General features: G+C 68.3%; 13 protein-coding genes and 1 riboswitch. Of the genes, 7 read left to right on the top strand and 6 right to left on the bottom strand.

The genetic code is table 11. The features are described 5' to 3' along the window. The 6 genes from glmS (at window position 1) to INQ41_RS11400 (ending at window position 8,781) form a co-directional block, all read left to right on the top strand. Entirely contained in the window at window positions 1-1,830 is a 1,830-nt protein-coding gene (glmS, locus tag INQ41_RS11425; protein ID WP_193984587.1) for a glutamine--fructose-6-phosphate transaminase (isomerizing), read from the top strand. Between the two features lie 243 nt (window positions 1,831-2,073). After that, the gene (locus tag INQ41_RS11420) at window positions 2,074-2,817 is read left to right on the top strand and encodes a TerC family protein (protein WP_193984585.1); all 744 of its coding nucleotides are present in this window, start codon (window positions 2,074-2,076) and stop codon (window positions 2,815-2,817) included. A 39-nt stretch (window positions 2,818-2,856) separates the two neighbouring features. Then, window positions 2,857-3,249 carry a hypothetical protein gene (locus tag INQ41_RS11415; protein ID WP_193984583.1) on the top strand — a complete coding sequence of 131 codons (393 nt, stop codon included), beginning with the start codon at window positions 2,857-2,859 and terminating at the stop codon, window positions 3,247-3,249. A 57-nt stretch (window positions 3,250-3,306) separates the two neighbouring features. After that, window positions 3,307-4,584, top strand: coding sequence for a TolC family protein (locus INQ41_RS11410; protein ID WP_193984581.1), 1,278 nt, complete (start codon window positions 3,307-3,309; stop codon window positions 4,582-4,584). Continuing rightward, window positions 4,581-5,573 carry an efflux RND transporter periplasmic adaptor subunit gene (locus INQ41_RS11405; protein WP_193984579.1) on the top strand — a complete coding sequence of 331 codons (993 nt, stop codon included), beginning with the start codon at window positions 4,581-4,583 and terminating at the stop codon, window positions 5,571-5,573. The genes INQ41_RS11410 and INQ41_RS11405 overlap by 4 nt, the downstream gene beginning before the upstream one ends. After that, on the top strand, window positions 5,563-8,781 hold the full coding sequence (locus tag INQ41_RS11400) for an efflux RND transporter permease subunit (protein WP_193984577.1): 3,219 nt from the start codon (window positions 5,563-5,565) through the stop codon (window positions 8,779-8,781). The genes INQ41_RS11405 and INQ41_RS11400 overlap by 11 nt, the downstream gene beginning before the upstream one ends. Before the next feature lie 141 nt (window positions 8,782-8,922). Here INQ41_RS11400 and btuB read toward each other — a convergent pair whose 3' ends face one another. The 5 genes from btuB to queD form a co-directional block, all read right to left on the bottom strand. After that, on the bottom strand, window positions 8,923-10,806 hold the full coding sequence (gene btuB / locus INQ41_RS11395; RefSeq protein WP_193984575.1) for a TonB-dependent vitamin B12 receptor: 1,884 nt from the start codon (window positions 10,804-10,806) through the stop codon (window positions 8,923-8,925). Between the two features lie 132 nt (window positions 10,807-10,938). Continuing rightward, window positions 10,939-11,183, bottom strand: a riboswitch (cobalamin riboswitch). A gap of 18 nt (window positions 11,184-11,201) precedes the next feature. Further along, window positions 11,202-11,555: a TfoX/Sxy family protein gene (locus tag INQ41_RS11390; protein ID WP_193984573.1), complete on the bottom strand. Its 354-nt coding sequence runs from the start codon at window positions 11,553-11,555 to the stop codon at window positions 11,202-11,204. After that, window positions 11,552-12,034, bottom strand: coding sequence for a GAF domain-containing protein (locus INQ41_RS11385; RefSeq protein WP_193984571.1), 483 nt, complete (start codon window positions 12,032-12,034; stop codon window positions 11,552-11,554). Before INQ41_RS11385 ends, INQ41_RS11390 begins: the two co-directional genes overlap by 4 nt. 86 nt (window positions 12,035-12,120) lie before the next feature. Further along, window positions 12,121-12,558, bottom strand: a complete 438-nt coding sequence (locus INQ41_RS11380) for a phasin family protein (RefSeq protein WP_193984569.1) — start codon at window positions 12,556-12,558, stop codon at window positions 12,121-12,123. A gap of 142 nt (window positions 12,559-12,700) precedes the next feature. Continuing rightward, complete coding sequence (gene queD, locus INQ41_RS11375) at window positions 12,701-13,054, bottom strand: 6-carboxytetrahydropterin synthase QueD (RefSeq protein WP_193984567.1); 354 nt, start codon at window positions 13,052-13,054, stop codon at window positions 12,701-12,703. Window positions 13,055-13,158: 104 nt separating this feature from the next. On the opposite strand from queD, the gene fnr reads away from it, so the two are divergent. Further along, window positions 13,159-13,935: a fumarate/nitrate reduction transcriptional regulator Fnr gene (gene fnr / locus INQ41_RS11370; protein WP_193984565.1), complete on the top strand. Its 777-nt coding sequence runs from the start codon at window positions 13,159-13,161 to the stop codon at window positions 13,933-13,935. Window positions 13,936-13,990: 55 nt separating this feature from the next. On the opposite strand, the gene INQ41_RS11365 is transcribed toward fnr, so the two are convergent. Further along, window positions 13,991-14,722 carry a sulfite exporter TauE/SafE family protein gene (locus tag INQ41_RS11365; RefSeq protein ID WP_193984563.1) on the bottom strand — a complete coding sequence of 244 codons (732 nt, stop codon included), beginning with the start codon at window positions 14,720-14,722 and terminating at the stop codon, window positions 13,991-13,993.

Genomic DNA, 14,722 nt, shown 5'->3' with positions numbered 1-14,722 from the left:
ATGTGTGGAATCGTTGGTGCGATCGCCGATCGCGATGTGGTCCCGGTCCTGATCGAGGGCCTGAAGCGGCTGGAATACCGCGGCTACGATTCCGCCGGCATCGCGGTGATCAACGACCAGCAGGTGCAGCGCGTGCGGCGGACCGGCCGGGTCTCCGAGATGGAGAGCGCGGCGTTGGCAGAAGGCCTGCAGGCCCGGCTCGGCATCGGCCACACGCGCTGGGCCACCCACGGCGGCGTGACCGAGGCCAACGCGCATCCGCATGTGAGCGCGGGCGTGGCGCTGGTCCACAACGGCATCATCGAGAACCACGACCAGCAGCGCGAGAAGCTGATGGCCATGGGTTACGAGTTCGAGTCGCAGACCGACACCGAGGTCATCGCCCACCTGATCCACTCGTTCCTGACCCACGGCGCGGACCTGCTGACCGCGGTGCAGGCCGCGGTGCGCGAGTTGCACGGCGCCTATGCGCTGGCCGTGGTCAGCCGCAAGGAGCCGGGCAAGCTGATTGCCGCGCGCATGGGCTGCCCGTTGCTGATCGGCGTCGGCGAGGGCGAGAACTTCATCGCCAGCGACGTGTCCGCGATCCTGCAGGCGACCCGCAACGTCATCTTCCTGGAAGAGGGCGATACCGCCGAGATCACCCGCGACAGCGTGACCGTGTTTGGCGCGGACAACCAGCCGGTCGAACGCGCGATGCACCAGTCCGACGTCTCGCTGGCCTCGCTGGAGCTCGGCCCTTACAGCCACTTCATGCAGAAGGAGATCCACGAGCAGCCGCGTGCGGTCGCCGACACCATCGAGGGCGTGATCGATGCCGGCGAGTTCTCCGCCGAGCTGTTCGGCCCCGATGCGGCGGAGGTGCTGGAGGGCATCGAGGGCGTGCTGATCCTCGCCTGCGGCACCAGCTACTACGCCGGCATGACCGCCCGCTACTGGATCGAGGGCATCGCCGGGCTGCCCTGCTCGGTGGAGATCGCCAGCGAGTACCGCTACCGCGACGCCGTGGCCAATCCGAAGACGCTGGTGGTGACGCTGTCGCAGTCGGGCGAGACCCTGGACACGATGGAGGCGCTGAAATACGCCAAGTCGCTGGGCCAGGAGCGCACTCTGTCGATCTGCAACGTGCCCGAGAGCGCCATCCCGCGCGCCAGCCGGCTGGTCTACTACACCCGCGCCGGCGCCGAGATCGGCGTGGCCTCGACCAAGGCGTTCACGACCCAGCTGGTGGCGCTGTTCACCCTGACCGCGACCCTGGCCAAGCTGCAGGGCCGCCTGGACGAGGCCGGCGAGGCAGACTACATCGACGCACTGCGCCGGCTGCCCGGCAGCGTCCAGCACGCGCTCAACCTGGAGCCGCAGATCACCGCCTGGTCGGAGCACTTCGCGCCCAAGGAGCACGCGCTGTTCCTCGGCCGCGGCGTGCATTACCCGATCGCGCTGGAGGGCGCGCTCAAGCTCAAGGAAATCTCCTACATCCACGCCGAGGCCTACCCGGCGGGTGAGCTCAAGCACGGCCCACTGGCGCTGGTCACCGACGAGATGCCGGTGGTGGTGATCGCACCCAACGACAGCCTGCTGGAGAAGGTCAAATCCAACATGCAGGAAGTGCGCGCGCGCGGTGGCCAGCTGTTCGTGTTCACCGATGCCGACAGCAACTTCCATCCCAGCGAGGGCGTGCATGTGATCCGGGCCGCGCGCCACGTCGGCGTGCTGAGCCCGATCATCCACACCATTCCGGTCCAGCTGCTGGCCTACCACGTGGCCCTGGTGCGCGGCACCGACGTCGACAAGCCGCGCAACCTGGCCAAGAGCGTCACGGTCGAATAGCGCCGCTTAAAAGTGCTATTCAATGGATAAAAGCGCGTGCTAGTCTGCGCGCTCGAAGGGGAGTAGCTCCCACACGCTGTACCCGTCAATACGAGCCCCGGCTCCGGCGCAGCGGCATGGCATCCATTGCCATGTGAGCAAGACCTTCGCGAGTCACTGCAAGACGCCTGACGGCTTTTGCAGCGGCGACCGACCAGACGCTGGCATTCCGCCAGCCGGTCGGCAACGCGAAGGAATAATCCGATGGAACTGCTCGCCAATCCCGAAGTGTGGGTCGCGCTCGCCACCCTCACCGCCTTGGAACTCGTCCTGGGCATCGACAACATCATCTTCATCTCGATCCTGGCCGGCCGCTTGCCGGTGCAGCAACGCGATCGCGCGCGCAAGCTGGGAATCCTGCTGGCCGCGGTGACCCGGCTGGGGCTGCTGTTCACCATCGCCTGGATCATCGGCCTGACCGCGCCCCTGTTCACCGTGTTCGGCCATGCGTTTTCCTGGCGCGACCTGATCCTGATCGGCGGCGGCTTTTTCCTGATCGCCAAGGCCACCCACGAGATCCATCAGCGGGTCGACGGCCCGCCTGCCCACGTCACCGCTGCGGCGGCAGCCACAGCGACGTTCGGCGGCGTGCTCGCGCAGATCATGGTGCTGGACATCGTGTTCTCGCTGGACTCGATCATCACCGCGGTCGGCATGGTCGAGCAGCGCTGGGTAATGGTGACCGCGATCGTGATTTCCATCGTCTTCATGCTGGCCTTTGCGCGGCCGATCAGCGAGTTCGTCGAGCGCCATCCGACGGTCAAGGTGCTCGCGCTGAGCTTCCTGCTGATGATCGGTCTGGTCCTGATCGCCGACGGCTTCGGGCTGCACATCCCGAAGGGCTACGTCTATGTGGCGATGGCGTTCTCGGTGTTTGTGGAACTGGTCAACCTTTGGATCCGGCGGCGGGAGCGGGCGGCGGAGGCGACGGGAGGCGAGCCCGCGTAGTTTCGACAGGTGCGCTACCCTGATCCCACGATGATGCGCATGCCCTTTCATTCACGCCGTTCCGGACGAACCCTGCGCCTGCTAGTCTGGCTGGTGTTCGCGCTGGGCGTGGTTGTCCAGCCGGTGATGGCGGCAGCGGGGGAACTGCACGAGCTGGCGCACGACCCTTCTGGCAGCCATACGCATGCCCCGCACGGTGTCATCGCGGATCCCGTGGCCGCTCCCGAAGGCGCATCCGGGCCGCGGGAGAATCCATCCCTGCACCTGCTTCTGGATCTGGCCCATTGCTGCGGAGGCGCGGTGGCCGTGCTGCCGATGTTGAAGGGCGTCGTGATGGCTCCGGCCGAGGCTCAAGACCTGGCGCTGGGAACGGCCGCAATGCTGCTCACAACGCGACTGTCCTCGCCGTTCAAGCCTCCGATCGTCGGGTGACTGTGCAGCCGGCCTCGCGCCGGCAGTCCGCAATCCCGCATCATCCGGAGCTTTCCCATGCGTTTTTCTTCCGCGGCCCTGGCCGTGCTTGCTGGCGTGTCTGCGGTGGCGATTCCCGCACACGCGGCCGAGCTGTTGACCCTCCAGGACGCGTTCACCCGCGTCGCCTCCACCCATCCGGCGCTGCGCCTGTTCGGCAACCGGGCCGACGTGCTTGCGGCCGAACGCGACATCGCCTCCCAGCGTCCGCCAATGCAGTTGGCAGTGGACGTGGAGAACGTCTTGGGTACCGGCGAACAGAACGGCGTGGAGCAGGCCGAACTCACCGTCAGCCTGGCCTCGGTGCTGGAGCGCGGTGGCAAGCTGGACGCCCGCCGCACGCTGGTGCAGAGCCGGATCGACGCGCTGGCGATCGAGCGCGAGACGCAGCGTCTGGACCTGCTGGCCGATGTCGCCCGGCGCTACGCGCTGGCCGTTGCAGCCCGGCGCGAGGACGCGATCGCAACGGAGGACGTGGCACAGCGCAAGCGCGCAGTCAGTGAGGCGCGCAGGCGGTTGCAGGCCGGTGCCTCGCCCGAATCGGTGGTGTTCTCCGCGCAGGCCGCGCTGGCGCGGGCGGAGATGAGCCAGGCGCGCGCGCAGGCGCAGGCCGCTGCCCGGCGGCAGCACTTGGCAGCCCTGTGGGGCGAGCGCGCACCGGAGTTCACGCTGGGCAGTGCCGATGAATCCACCCTGCCGGCGCTGGCCGGGTTTGCGGAACTGGAGCAGTGGCTGGAGCGCACGCCGGAGATTGCGAGGTTTGCCGATGAAGTGCGCATCGGGGAAGCGCGATTGCGGCTGGCCCGCGCAGAAGCCAGTGCGGACATCGACTGGCAGCTCGGGATACGCCACTTCCGCGACAGCAACGATGCGGCACTGATCGCCAGCGCGTCGATGGCCCTGGGCGCCAGCCGCCGGGCGCAGCCGGCCATCCACGCCGCCCGCGCTGGCCTCGCCGGACTGGAGATAGAGCGTGAGAGTGCCGCTCTGGCCTTGTACTCGACCCTGGCCGAGGCACACGGCCGTTACCAGGTGGCCCGGATCGAGGCGGCGCGCCTGCACGACGAAGTGCGGCCCCGCCTGGCGCTGGCCGAGCAGGCGACCGCGCACGCTTACCGGGCCGGCGCTGCGAGCTATCTGGAATGGGCCGCGGTCCAGGCCGAGTACATCGCCGCGCGCGAGGAGGAGGTCGACGCGGTGCTGCGCGGCGAGCTCGCCCTGATTGAGATCCAGCGATTGACCGGACAGCCGCTGCTTGCCGTGTCGGGTTCACCGACCCCGGGGGCGGAACAATGAAGCCATACGCACTGTTGCCGATGCTGCTGGTGATGCTCGCATTGGCTGGCTGCAGCCGCGGACCTGATGGCCGTGGACCGGGCGGGAACGACGGTGCCGACCACGCCCCCGAGTCGACCGACACGCACCCGCCAGCAGCCGGTGACGCGCACGGCGCCGGTCACGAGGACATCAGGCAGACCACCATTCCCGCAGCGACCGCGGCCGCATCGGGCATTCGGGTAGAGCCCGTCGGCGCGGGCGTGATCGCCGACGAGCACGAGGTGCGCGGGCTGGTGCGTCCGATCGATGGACGGGTGGCGATGGTTGTCGCGCGCTTTCCCGGCGCGATCCGGTCGCTGCGCGGCGAAGTCGGCGACGCCGTGCGCGCCGGGCAGGTGCTGGCCACGGTGGACAGCAATCTCAGCTTGAGCACCTACAGCGTACGCACGCCCATCGGCGGAGTGATCACCGCGCGCAATGCCTCGCTGGGCGGCGTGGCCGGCGAGGGCGCTGCGCTGTTTGAAGTCGCCGATCTGTCGCAGCTGTGGGTCGACCTGCACATCTTCGGCGCCGATGCGGGCCACATCGGACCGGGCGTGCCGGTGTCGGTCACCCGCATCAGCGACGCCCTGACGGTGCAGACCACGCTGGAGCGGGTCCTGCCCGGCATGGTGAGCGCCAGCCAGAGCGCGGTGGCACGGGCGACGCTGGACAACGACGACGGCCTCTGGCGGCCGGGCGCCGCGGTCAAGGCGCGGATCACGGTTGACCGGCAACCGGTGAAGCAGATGGTGCCCTTGGCCGCGCTGCAGACGATGGAAGGAGAAGAGGTCGTCTTCGTCCAGACAGGCGAGGTCTACCGCTCGCGCGAGGTTGAGACCGGAGTGCGTGACGCCCGCAACGTGGAGATCCTGTCCGGCCTGGAAGAGGGCGATCTGGTCGTGGTCGGGGAAAGCTACCTGATCAAGGCGGACATCGAGAAATCCGGTGCGGCACATGACCACTGAGCCCGGCCTGGGCAAAAGCGGGGGCGTGCTCGCGGCAACCGTCCGCTTCGCGATCCGCCATCGCTGGCTGATGATGGTGGCCACGTTGGCGTTGATCGGTTTGGGAATATGGAGCTTTTCCCGCCTCTCGATTGATGCCACCCCGGACATCACCAACGTGCAGGTGCAGATCAACACCCATGCGCCGGGCTACTCGCCGCTGGAGTCCGAACAGCGGATCACCTACCCCATCGAGACCGCGCTGGCGGGATTGCCGGGCCTGGACTACACCCGGTCGCTGTCCCGCTATGGACTGTCGCAGGTCACCGTGGTGTTCGACGACGGCACCGACGTGTATTTCGCACGCGAGCAGGTCGCGCAACGCCTGCAGCAGATCCGCGGCCAGGTTCCGGCCGGGCTGGAGCCGCAGATGGGACCCATGTCGACCGGTCTGGGCGAGGTCTTCATGTACACCGTCGGCGCTGCGCCGGAGGCACGCAAACCCGACGGCCGCCGCTGGACAGCGACCGACCTGCGCACCCTGCAGGACTGGGTAATCCGTCCGCAGATGCTCGCTACGGCCGGCGCCACCGAGGTGAACACGCTGGGCGGATTCGAACGGCAGATCCACATCACCCCGGACCCCTCCCGGCTGGTCGCGCTGGGGTTTACCTTGCAGGACATCGTCGAGGCGGTCGCGGTCAACAACCAGAACATCGGCGCCGGTTACATCGAGCGCAACGGCCAGCAGTACCTGGTGCGGGTGCCGGGTCAGCTGGGTGAAGCCGGCACCGACCTGCTGGACGAGATCGGCAGCATCGTGCTGGACCGGCGCGAAGGGATGTCCATCCGGGTTGGCGACGTCGCCGATGTGGGCGAAGGGCCCGAGCTGCGCACCGGGGCAGCCACACAGGGCGGCGAAGAGGTCGTGCTGGGGATCGTGGCGATGCTGGTCGGGGCCAACAGCCGCGATGTCGCCCGCGAAGCGGCCGAGCAGTTGGAGGTCGCCAATCGCAGCCTGCCGGAAGGGGTGGAGGCGCGCGCAGTGTATGACCGCACCGCGCTGGTCGGTCGCACCATGCAGACCATCTCCAGGAACCTGCTGGAAGGCGCTTTGCTGGTGATCGTGGTGCTGCTGCTTCTGCTGGGGAATTTCCGCGCGGCGCTGATCACCGCGGCCGTCATTCCGCTGGCGATGCTGCTGACCATCACCGGCATGGTCCGCGGCGGGGTGTCGGGCAACCTGATGAGTCTGGGCGCCCTGGATTTCGGGCTGATCGTAGACGGCGCGGTGATCATCATCGAGAACTGCCTGCGGCGCTTCGGCCAGATGCAGCAGAAGCTTGGGCGGGTGATGACCGCTGATGAGCGCAACGAATTGACGGCCACGGCGACGGTCGAGGTGATCCGGCCCAGCCTGTTCGGGCTGTTCATCATCGCCGCCGTCTACCTGCCGATCTTTGCGCTCACCGGCATCGAGGGCAAGATGTTCCACCCGATGGCGATCACGGTGGTGTTGGCCATCACCGGCGCGATGGTGCTGGCGCTGACCTTCGTCCCGGCGGCGATTGCGATCTTTCTCGGCGGCCGGGTCAAGGAGCGGGAGAGTCGGGTCATCGCGTGGTGCAAGGCACGTTATGCCCCGGCGCTGGCGTGGTCGTTGCGCCGCCGCGGACCGGTGCTCGGCGGGGCCTTGGTGCTGGTGCTGGTCAGCGGCTGGGGGGCCACCCGCCTGGGCGGTGAGTTCATCCCCAGCCTGGACGAGGGCGATATCGCCATGCACGCCCTGCGCATCCCCGGCACCGGGATCGAGCAGGCGGTGAAGATGCAGCTCGCGTTGGAGCGGCGGCTGATGCAGGTGCCGGAAATCGAGCGCGTGTTCAGCAAGATCGGTACCGCCGAGGTGGCCAATGACCCGATGCCGCCCAACGTCGCCGACACCTTTCTGATGATGAAGCCGCGCGCGGCCTGGCCCGATCCGCGCAAGTCCAAGCAGGCGCTGATCGAGGAAATCCGTGCCGCCGCCGAGGAGGTGCCCGGGAACAATTACGAGTTCACCCAGCCCATCGAGATGCGCTTCAACGAGTTGATCTCCGGCGTGCGCGCGGACGTGGCGGTCAAGGTGTTCGGCGATGATCTGGACACCCTGGCGCGGGTCGCCGCGCAGATCGAGGCGGTGGCGGGCCAGGTCTCCGGCGCGACCGATGTCCAGGTCGAGCAGGTAGCCGGCCTGCCGATGTTGAGCGTAGAGCCCGATCGCGAGGCATTGGCCCGGTTCGGCCTCAATCCCGGGATCGTGCAGCAGACGGTGGCGACCGCGGTGGGCGGGGAGGTCGCCAGCCAGCTGTATGAGGGCGACCGTCGCTTCGATATCGTCGTCCGCCTGCCCGAGTCGCTGCGCGTGGATCCGGCTGCGTTGCAGGACCTGCCTATTCCGCTGGGCGAGCCCGCCGCAGCCGGTGCCGGCGATGCCTGGAGCCGCTCACCGCAGACCATACCGCTGCGCGAGGTGGCGACGATCCGGACCGTGACCGGGCCCAACCAGGTCAATCGGGAGAATGGCAAGCGCCGCGTGGTGGTGACGGCCAACGTCGGCGATCGCGACCTGGGCGGGTTCGTCAGTGACCTGCAGGAGCAGGTCCAACAGCGGGTGGCAGTGCCTGATGGCTACTGGATCACCTACGGCGGAACGTTTGAGCAGCTCACATCCGCCAGTCGACGTCTCGCTGTCGTGGTGCCGCTGACCCTGCTGCTGATTTTCGGATTGCTGTTCATGGCGTTCGGCTCGCTGCGCGACGCGGCCATCGTCTTCAGCGGTGTTCCGCTGGCGCTTACCGGTGGGGTTCTGGCGCTGGCGCTGCGCGGCATTCCCCTGTCGATTACCGCCGGTGTCGGCTTTATTGCGCTGTCGGGCGTCGCGGTGCTCAACGGCCTGGTCATGATTGCCTTCATCCGCAGTCTGCGCGAGTCGGGATCGTCGCTGGACGCGGCGATTGTCGACGGCGCCATGGGCCGGCTGCGCCCGGTATTGATGACCGCGCTGGTGGCGTCCTTGGGTTTTGTGCCGATGGCCTTCAACGTGGGTACCGGCGCGGAGGTGCAACGACCGTTGGCGACGGTGGTGATCGGGGGAATCGTCTCCTCGACCCTGCTTACCCTGCTGGTGCTGCCGGTGCTGTATCGGTGGTGGCATGGCGGAGCGGAGGCGCTACCTTCGGTCCGGCCCTGAGCCAGTGGCGCTGGCCGGGCAGCTTGCGCCTCCTGCGTGCCCGAGCGCGGAAGCCGGCACGCTTGTGCAAAAAAGGAAACCGGCGGAGTGTGCCGCCGGTTCCGGTGTTGCATCAGTGTGGGCGCCGCAGCGCCTGCGCACTTACTGGCGCGGGGTCCAGCGCAGGGTCAGGTGCCATTCGCGACCGGCCTGGTTGTAGTAGGCGGCGGTGCGGTAATCGCGGTCGAACGCGTTGGCCAGCTTCGCCTGCACGCTCAGCGCGTCGGTGAGCGCGTACTCGGCGCGCAGGTCGAGGGTGGCATAGCCCGGCAGCGACACGGTGTTGGCGACGTCGTCGTAGCGCGAGCCCTCTGCGATCCCGGTCAGGCCCAGGCGGAAGTCGCCGAAGGCGCGGTCCAGCGAGGCCCGTGCGCTCTTGCCGGCGCGGCGTGGCAGCTCGTTGCCATCCTGGAAGCCGCCGCTGCGGTTCTCGGTATCAACGACGCTGAAGCTGGCATCCACCGTCCACTCGGCGACCTCGCCGCGGACGCCCAGCTCGGCGCCACGCATGCGCGCGCGATCCACGTTGCCGGGCAGACCGATGGCGCCGTCGAACGCGATCAGGTTGTCGACCTTGGTGTGGAACGCATCCAGGTCCACGTTCCAGCCGTGCCCGCTCCAGCCCAGGCCGATCTCGGCCGTCTCGGACTCCTCGGGCACCAGGTCCGGGTTGCCGAAGTAGGGGTAGTAGAGATCGAGGAAGTTGGGCGCCTTGAACGCGGTGCCCCAGCCGGCCTTGATGCGCCAACCCCCGGCGATGTCCACGCCCCAGCCCAGGCCGCCAGTGGTGTGGCCGCCGAACTGGTCATTGTCATCGCGGCGCACGCTGGCTTCCAGGCGATGCGCGCCGAGGCGGGACTGGAACTGGGCGAAGGCGGCGCGGTTTGACCGCGAGTCCACCTCGTACACGGTGTCGCCGGAGACCTGGTCGCGTGACCAGTCCGCGCCCAGCGTGAGCACGTGGGCGGGGGCGAGGGTCAGGTCGGCCTGCAGTGTCGCGCTGTCGCGATCGGTACTGAACCCGCCCATGAACGCCTCGTCCTTGTACTGGTCGGAGGAATCCACGTTGCGGCCGGCGGTCAGGCTCAGCTTCGCGCGCTCGCTGGCCTTCCACGACACGTTGCCGCCGACGACCTGCTGCACGGTCTCGGCGTAGTTGGTGTAGTCGCCGTCGTACTCGTTCTCCCCTTCGCTGCGCATGGCGTGCAGTTGCAGCTGCCAGGCGTCGTTGAAGTCGTAGCCGCCGCGCAGCGAAATCGCATTCTGGATGTAGCCGTCCTTGTCAGGCTCGGGCGCCGCAAGGCCGCAGCCGCCGAACGGGCTGGGCGCGGGATCGCAGGCGTTGAAGCCCTCGGTGCGCTGGAAGGCATAGTCCGCGCCGAACCAGCTGCGCTGGGTACGCCCGCCAAAGCCGGTGCCGAACTCGTGGGCGCCGTTGCTGCCGCCGCCCACGTGCATGCGCGGGGCGAAGCCGGCGTCGCCGTCGCGGCGGGTGAAGATCTGGATGACGCCGCCGATCGCGTCCGCGCCGTACAGGCTGGAGCGCGGCCCGCGCACGATCTCGATGCGCTCGATCAGCTCGACCGGCAGGTTCTGCCAGGCCGCAAGTCCCGAGGTCGAGGAGCCGATGCGCACGCCATCCACCAGCACCACGGTGTGGTCGGAATCGGCGCCGCGCAGGAACAGGCTGGTCAGCTTGCCGGCACCGCCCTGGTTGGAGATCGAGATGCCCGCGCGTCCGCGCAGCAGGTCGGTCACGGATCGGGCCTGGCTGCGCTCGATGGCTTCGCGGTCGATCACCTCCGCCGGCGCCAGGACATCGGCGACCGGGTTGGCGGTGCGGGTGGCGGTGACGATGACCTGGTCCAGGTCGGTGGCCTGCGCCAGCGGCGCGGGCGTGGGTGCCGCGTTGGCGGCGGTGGCGAAGGCGGCTACGGCCAGGCCGGCCGCAATGGCTGCGGCAAGCGCGGTGGGGGTGGATCGCATTGGTGGTTCTCCTTGCGCATGCCCCTCCGTCCCCGGGGTGGCGATGCGTTGCATTGCGGGAGTCGCAACGCGGGAACCGGGCAGCAGGCGGGCGCAGGGCGCAATCTCGCCGCCGCCATGCCCTCCGCATCGCAACCAGTCGACTTCGTGGCCGGTCTCCGGACTTGCGGGGCGTCAGAACCACGACACCAACCACGGCGCCTTCCCATGCCGGAGCACAGTGGCGGTGAGCCGTGACGGGACCTGCCAATGTGGCCGATCCCCTCGCTTACCGTTGCGGGGGCAGTGCCGGCATGGCCGCTTTGGCGACGTCACCGGCTTCCCGTTTCAACCCGTTGGCATGACGCCGTCAGGTCACCTCGAAGCGGGCGCATTGTACGCCATCGCGCACGGGCTCAGTCGGGATCGTGATCGTCGGGGCGCGGGGCGACGGTATCGGCGGTCAGCACCGTGGTGGTAACCGGACCGGCGGGTTGCGCATGACGCGGCGGCGGCAGCTCGTCGATCGCGGCCTCCGCGGCGGCGACCAGTTCGCTGCGCCGTGCCAGCGGTACGTCCTGCCAGTGGCACTCCTGCAGCGCCCCTTCCAGCGCATACAGCAGGTTGAGCGTGGGCCGGAAACCCGCGCGCTTGACCCGCATGAAGGCCTCGACCGGGCCGGTCGCCACCAGCTCCTCGCGACTGCGCAGGCCGACCTGATGCAGCCACGCAGCAGACTTGGGGCCGATGTTTCGCAGCTTGTCCTTCAAGCCAGCGAGTCCACGAAAACGGCGGCGAGCGTCTCCAGCCCGTGCTGGTCATCGGCGTCGAAGCGGTTGAGCTGTGGACTGTCGATATCGAACACGCCGATCAACTCGCCACCGGCGACCAGCGGCACGACCACCTCCGAGCGCGACGCGGAATCGCAGGCGATATGGCCGGGGAAGGCGTCGACGTCCGCAACGCGCTGGGTCTGCCGGGTACTGGCCGCGGCACCGCACACGCCCTTGTCCAGCGGAATGCGGACGCATGCCGGCTGGCCCTGGAACGGCCCGACCACGAGCTCGTTCCCGTCATAGAAATAGAACCCGACCCAGTTCAGCGCGGGCAGCGCGTGATAGACCAGCGCGGACAGGTTGGCGGCGTTGGCAATACGGTCGCGTTCGCCGGCGAGCAGCGAGCGCGCCTGGGACGCCAGCTCGGCGTATTGCTCCGGCTTGCTGCCGGAAAGCGTGGTGGCTGTAAACATGGCAACCAGTCTAGCTGACAATAAAAAACCCGGAGGCTTGCGCTTCCGGGTTCGTTCTTACCGCCGGGGCGGGAAGCGGGCCAGTCTTACTTGGCCTTGGAGGCCTTGCCGGCGCCCTTGGCGAACGACTGGCTCTTCTCGTTGACCGCGTTGGCGACCTGCTCGGCGCTGGACTGGGCGGTCTGCGCGGCCGAGGCAAGCTGCGACTTGGTGATGTCGGCGATCTGCTCGTTGGTCTTGCTGCTGTGCTCCATCATCTTCTGGCTGACGGCGACGCCACGCTCGAGGTTCTCGCGCGCCACCTGCACGCCCTTGGGCCAGATGTTCTTGATGCCGTCGGCGTCGCGCACTTCGGCCGCTTCGCCCAGGAAGGCGAACGTGGCGTTGGCGCGGTCCTGTATGGCGGCCAGCTGCAGGGCGAAGATCGACTCGGTGCTTTCGATCGCCAGGCGGTTGACCTGGGCGGCGGCATCGGCGAACTCGCGGGTAGCGGCGGCAAACTGCTCGTTGAATTGGCTGTACATGACGGACTCTCCTGTGATTCTCGACAAGAGGTTTGTCGATTTGTGCGTTGCAGCATATCGCGACGTATGGTGCGATGCAACATATCGCGTTCAGGTCCGTTCAGCAAGGGTTTCAGCGGTGTCGGCGAACTCGCGGGAGCGATCAGCCGCGGTAACGACAGCCCGAGGTGCAGGTCTCATGCACGACCACTTCACTAAGCAAGGGCAGCGCCGGCTTCAGGCGGTCCCAGATCCACAACGCAAGACGCTCGCTGGTCGGGTTCTCCAGCCCCGGCACCTCGTTGAGGTAGTGGTGGTCGAGCTGGTCATACAGCGGCTGGAAAGCGGCCTTGATGTCGGAGAAATCCATGATCCAGCCGGTGTGCTCGCCGGGCTCGCCTTCCACGTGGATCTCGATACGGAAGGAGTGGCCGTGCAGGCGCGCGCACTTGTGGCCTTCCGGCACGTTGGGCAGGCGGTGCGCCGCCTCGAGGGTGAAGCTCTTGAAGATGTTCATGGCGCCATTGTATCGGCAGGACGCCGCGCACCCGGTTCCACACGCTGAACTGGCGAGCAGGGCGATTCGTCGCGCGCGCCGGTGTGGTGGCAAGATGAGCGCACATGGAAACCCTATCCAAGCCGACCGCGGTCATCGACCTGGCCTCGCTGCGCCATGGTTGCGCCCAGTGTTCGCTGCGACAGCTCTGCCTGCCGGCGGGGATCGGCGCCACCGACCTGCAGCAGCTGGACGAAATCGTGAAACGCCGGCGCCCGGTCGAGCGCGGGGAGTTGCTGTTCCGCGCCGGCGACCGGCTTGGCGCGGTGTACGTCGCCCGTAATGGCGCGTTCAAGACCGTCAGCACCAGCGAGGAGGGCGACACGCAGGTGGTCGGCTTCCATATTGCCGGCGAACTGATCGGCCTGGATGCGCTGGGCGAGGGGGTCCACCGCTGCGATGCGGTGGCCCTGACCTCGGCCAATGTGTGCGAGGTGCCGTTCGAGCAGTTGACTGCCGTGGCTGCCCAGGTGCCAGGCCTGCAGCAGCAGTTGATGCGGGTCATCGGCCACAGCATGTCGCGCGACCAGGACCACCTGCAGATGCTGGTGCGGCGCCAGGCCAACGAGCGCATTGCGCTGTTCCTGGTCGGCCTGTGCGAGCGGCTGCGCAACATCGGCGAATCGGCCACCCAATTCCGCCTGCCGATGAGCCGCGAGGACATCGCGCATTTTCTCGGGCTGGCGCTGGAAACCGTCAGCCGCGGCTTCAGCCGGCTGCAGGACGATGGCGTGATCGCCGTGGTCGGGCGCAAGGTGGAAATCCTCGATGCCGCGGAGCTGCAGCGACTGGCGCAGGGCGGCGAGCTGCCATGCCCGGTCAAGCGCGGCGCGACCGGCTGAATCGACTGCACGACCCCGTCGCGCGGGCGTTGCGCGTGGGCGTTGTCCCAGACGGCTAGGAGGCGGTGCGCGGCAGGCAGCCGAGCGCGCTCAGCAGCCCGTGCAGCGCCGGCACCTGCATCAACCACGGCGAGGCGATGGTGAGCAGGCCGGCGGCAAGCACCAACAGGCCCGCGCCCATGCGCCATCCGCCGCGCTGCAGACGCTGGCCCAGCCGTGCACCCGACCAGGTCAGCGAAACCATCAGCGGCAGCGTGCCCAGGCCGAAGGCGGCCATGGTCAAGGCGCCGTTGCGCGCATCGGCCTGCAGCCACGCCGCGGCGAGCATGGTGGTGCTGAGGCCGCACGGCATCCAGCCCCACAGCATGCCCAGGCCGATCCGCTTGGCACTGGTGTTGGCCGGCAGCAGGCGGCGCTGCAATGGCCGCAGCTTCGACCACAACGTCCCCGTGCCGGGGCCTGACAGGAATGCCAGGCGCCCCATGCGATCCAGCAGGCGGATGGCGACCACCACCAGCACCAGCCCGACTCCGGCACGCAGCGCCATCGCGAGCCATTCCACCCGCGCCAGATCCAGGATGCCGTGGCCGAAGCCACCGACCAGCGCGCCGGCCAGGGTGTAGCCAAGGACGCGGCCGAGGTTCGGCTCGACCGCGTATTTCCAGCTCGCCCGCGGTCCCATTGCCGAGAAGCCGGTGGCGATGCCGCCGCACATCGCGGCGCAGTGGACGCCGCCCATCAGGCCGGTGAGGAGGGCGGCGCCCAGGGTCAGCCAATCCAGGGGCAT

It is taken from the genome of Lysobacter ciconiae (assembly GCF_015209725.1).
Classification (GTDB): domain Bacteria; phylum Pseudomonadota; class Gammaproteobacteria; order Xanthomonadales; family Xanthomonadaceae; genus Novilysobacter; species Novilysobacter ciconiae.
Note: the sequence above shows the minus strand (reverse complement) of the source record. Positions and strands in the feature narration are given on the sequence as shown.

Bases quoted from the DNA above. Each gene is read 5' to 3' on its own strand.
- glmS (WP_193984587.1), top strand. From the start codon at position 1: ATGTGTGGAATCGTTGGTGCGATCGCCGATCGCGATGTGGTCCCGGTC.
- INQ41_RS11420 (WP_193984585.1), top strand. From the start codon at position 2,074: ATGGAACTGCTCGCCAATCCCGAAGTGTGGGTCGCGCTCGCCACCCTC.
- INQ41_RS11415 (WP_193984583.1), top strand. From the start codon at position 2,857: ATGCCCTTTCATTCACGCCGTTCCGGACGAACCCTGCGCCTGCTAGTC.
- INQ41_RS11410 (WP_193984581.1), top strand. From the start codon at position 3,307: ATGCGTTTTTCTTCCGCGGCCCTGGCCGTGCTTGCTGGCGTGTCTGCG.
- INQ41_RS11405 (WP_193984579.1), top strand. From the start codon at position 4,581: ATGAAGCCATACGCACTGTTGCCGATGCTGCTGGTGATGCTCGCATTG.
- INQ41_RS11400 (WP_193984577.1), top strand. From the start codon at position 5,563: ATGACCACTGAGCCCGGCCTGGGCAAAAGCGGGGGCGTGCTCGCGGCA.
- btuB (WP_193984575.1), bottom strand. From the start codon at position 10,806: ATGCGATCCACCCCCACCGCGCTTGCCGCAGCCATTGCGGCCGGCCTG.
- INQ41_RS11385 (WP_193984571.1), bottom strand. From the start codon at position 12,034: ATGTTTACAGCCACCACGCTTTCCGGCAGCAAGCCGGAGCAATACGCC.
- INQ41_RS11380 (WP_193984569.1), bottom strand. From the start codon at position 12,558: ATGTACAGCCAATTCAACGAGCAGTTTGCCGCCGCTACCCGCGAGTTC.
- queD (WP_193984567.1), bottom strand. From the start codon at position 13,054: ATGAACATCTTCAAGAGCTTCACCCTCGAGGCGGCGCACCGCCTGCCC.
- fnr (WP_193984565.1), top strand. From the start codon at position 13,159: ATGGAAACCCTATCCAAGCCGACCGCGGTCATCGACCTGGCCTCGCTG.
- INQ41_RS11365 (WP_193984563.1), bottom strand. From the start codon at position 14,722: ATGCCCCTGGATTGGCTGACCCTGGGCGCCGCCCTCCTCACCGGCCTG.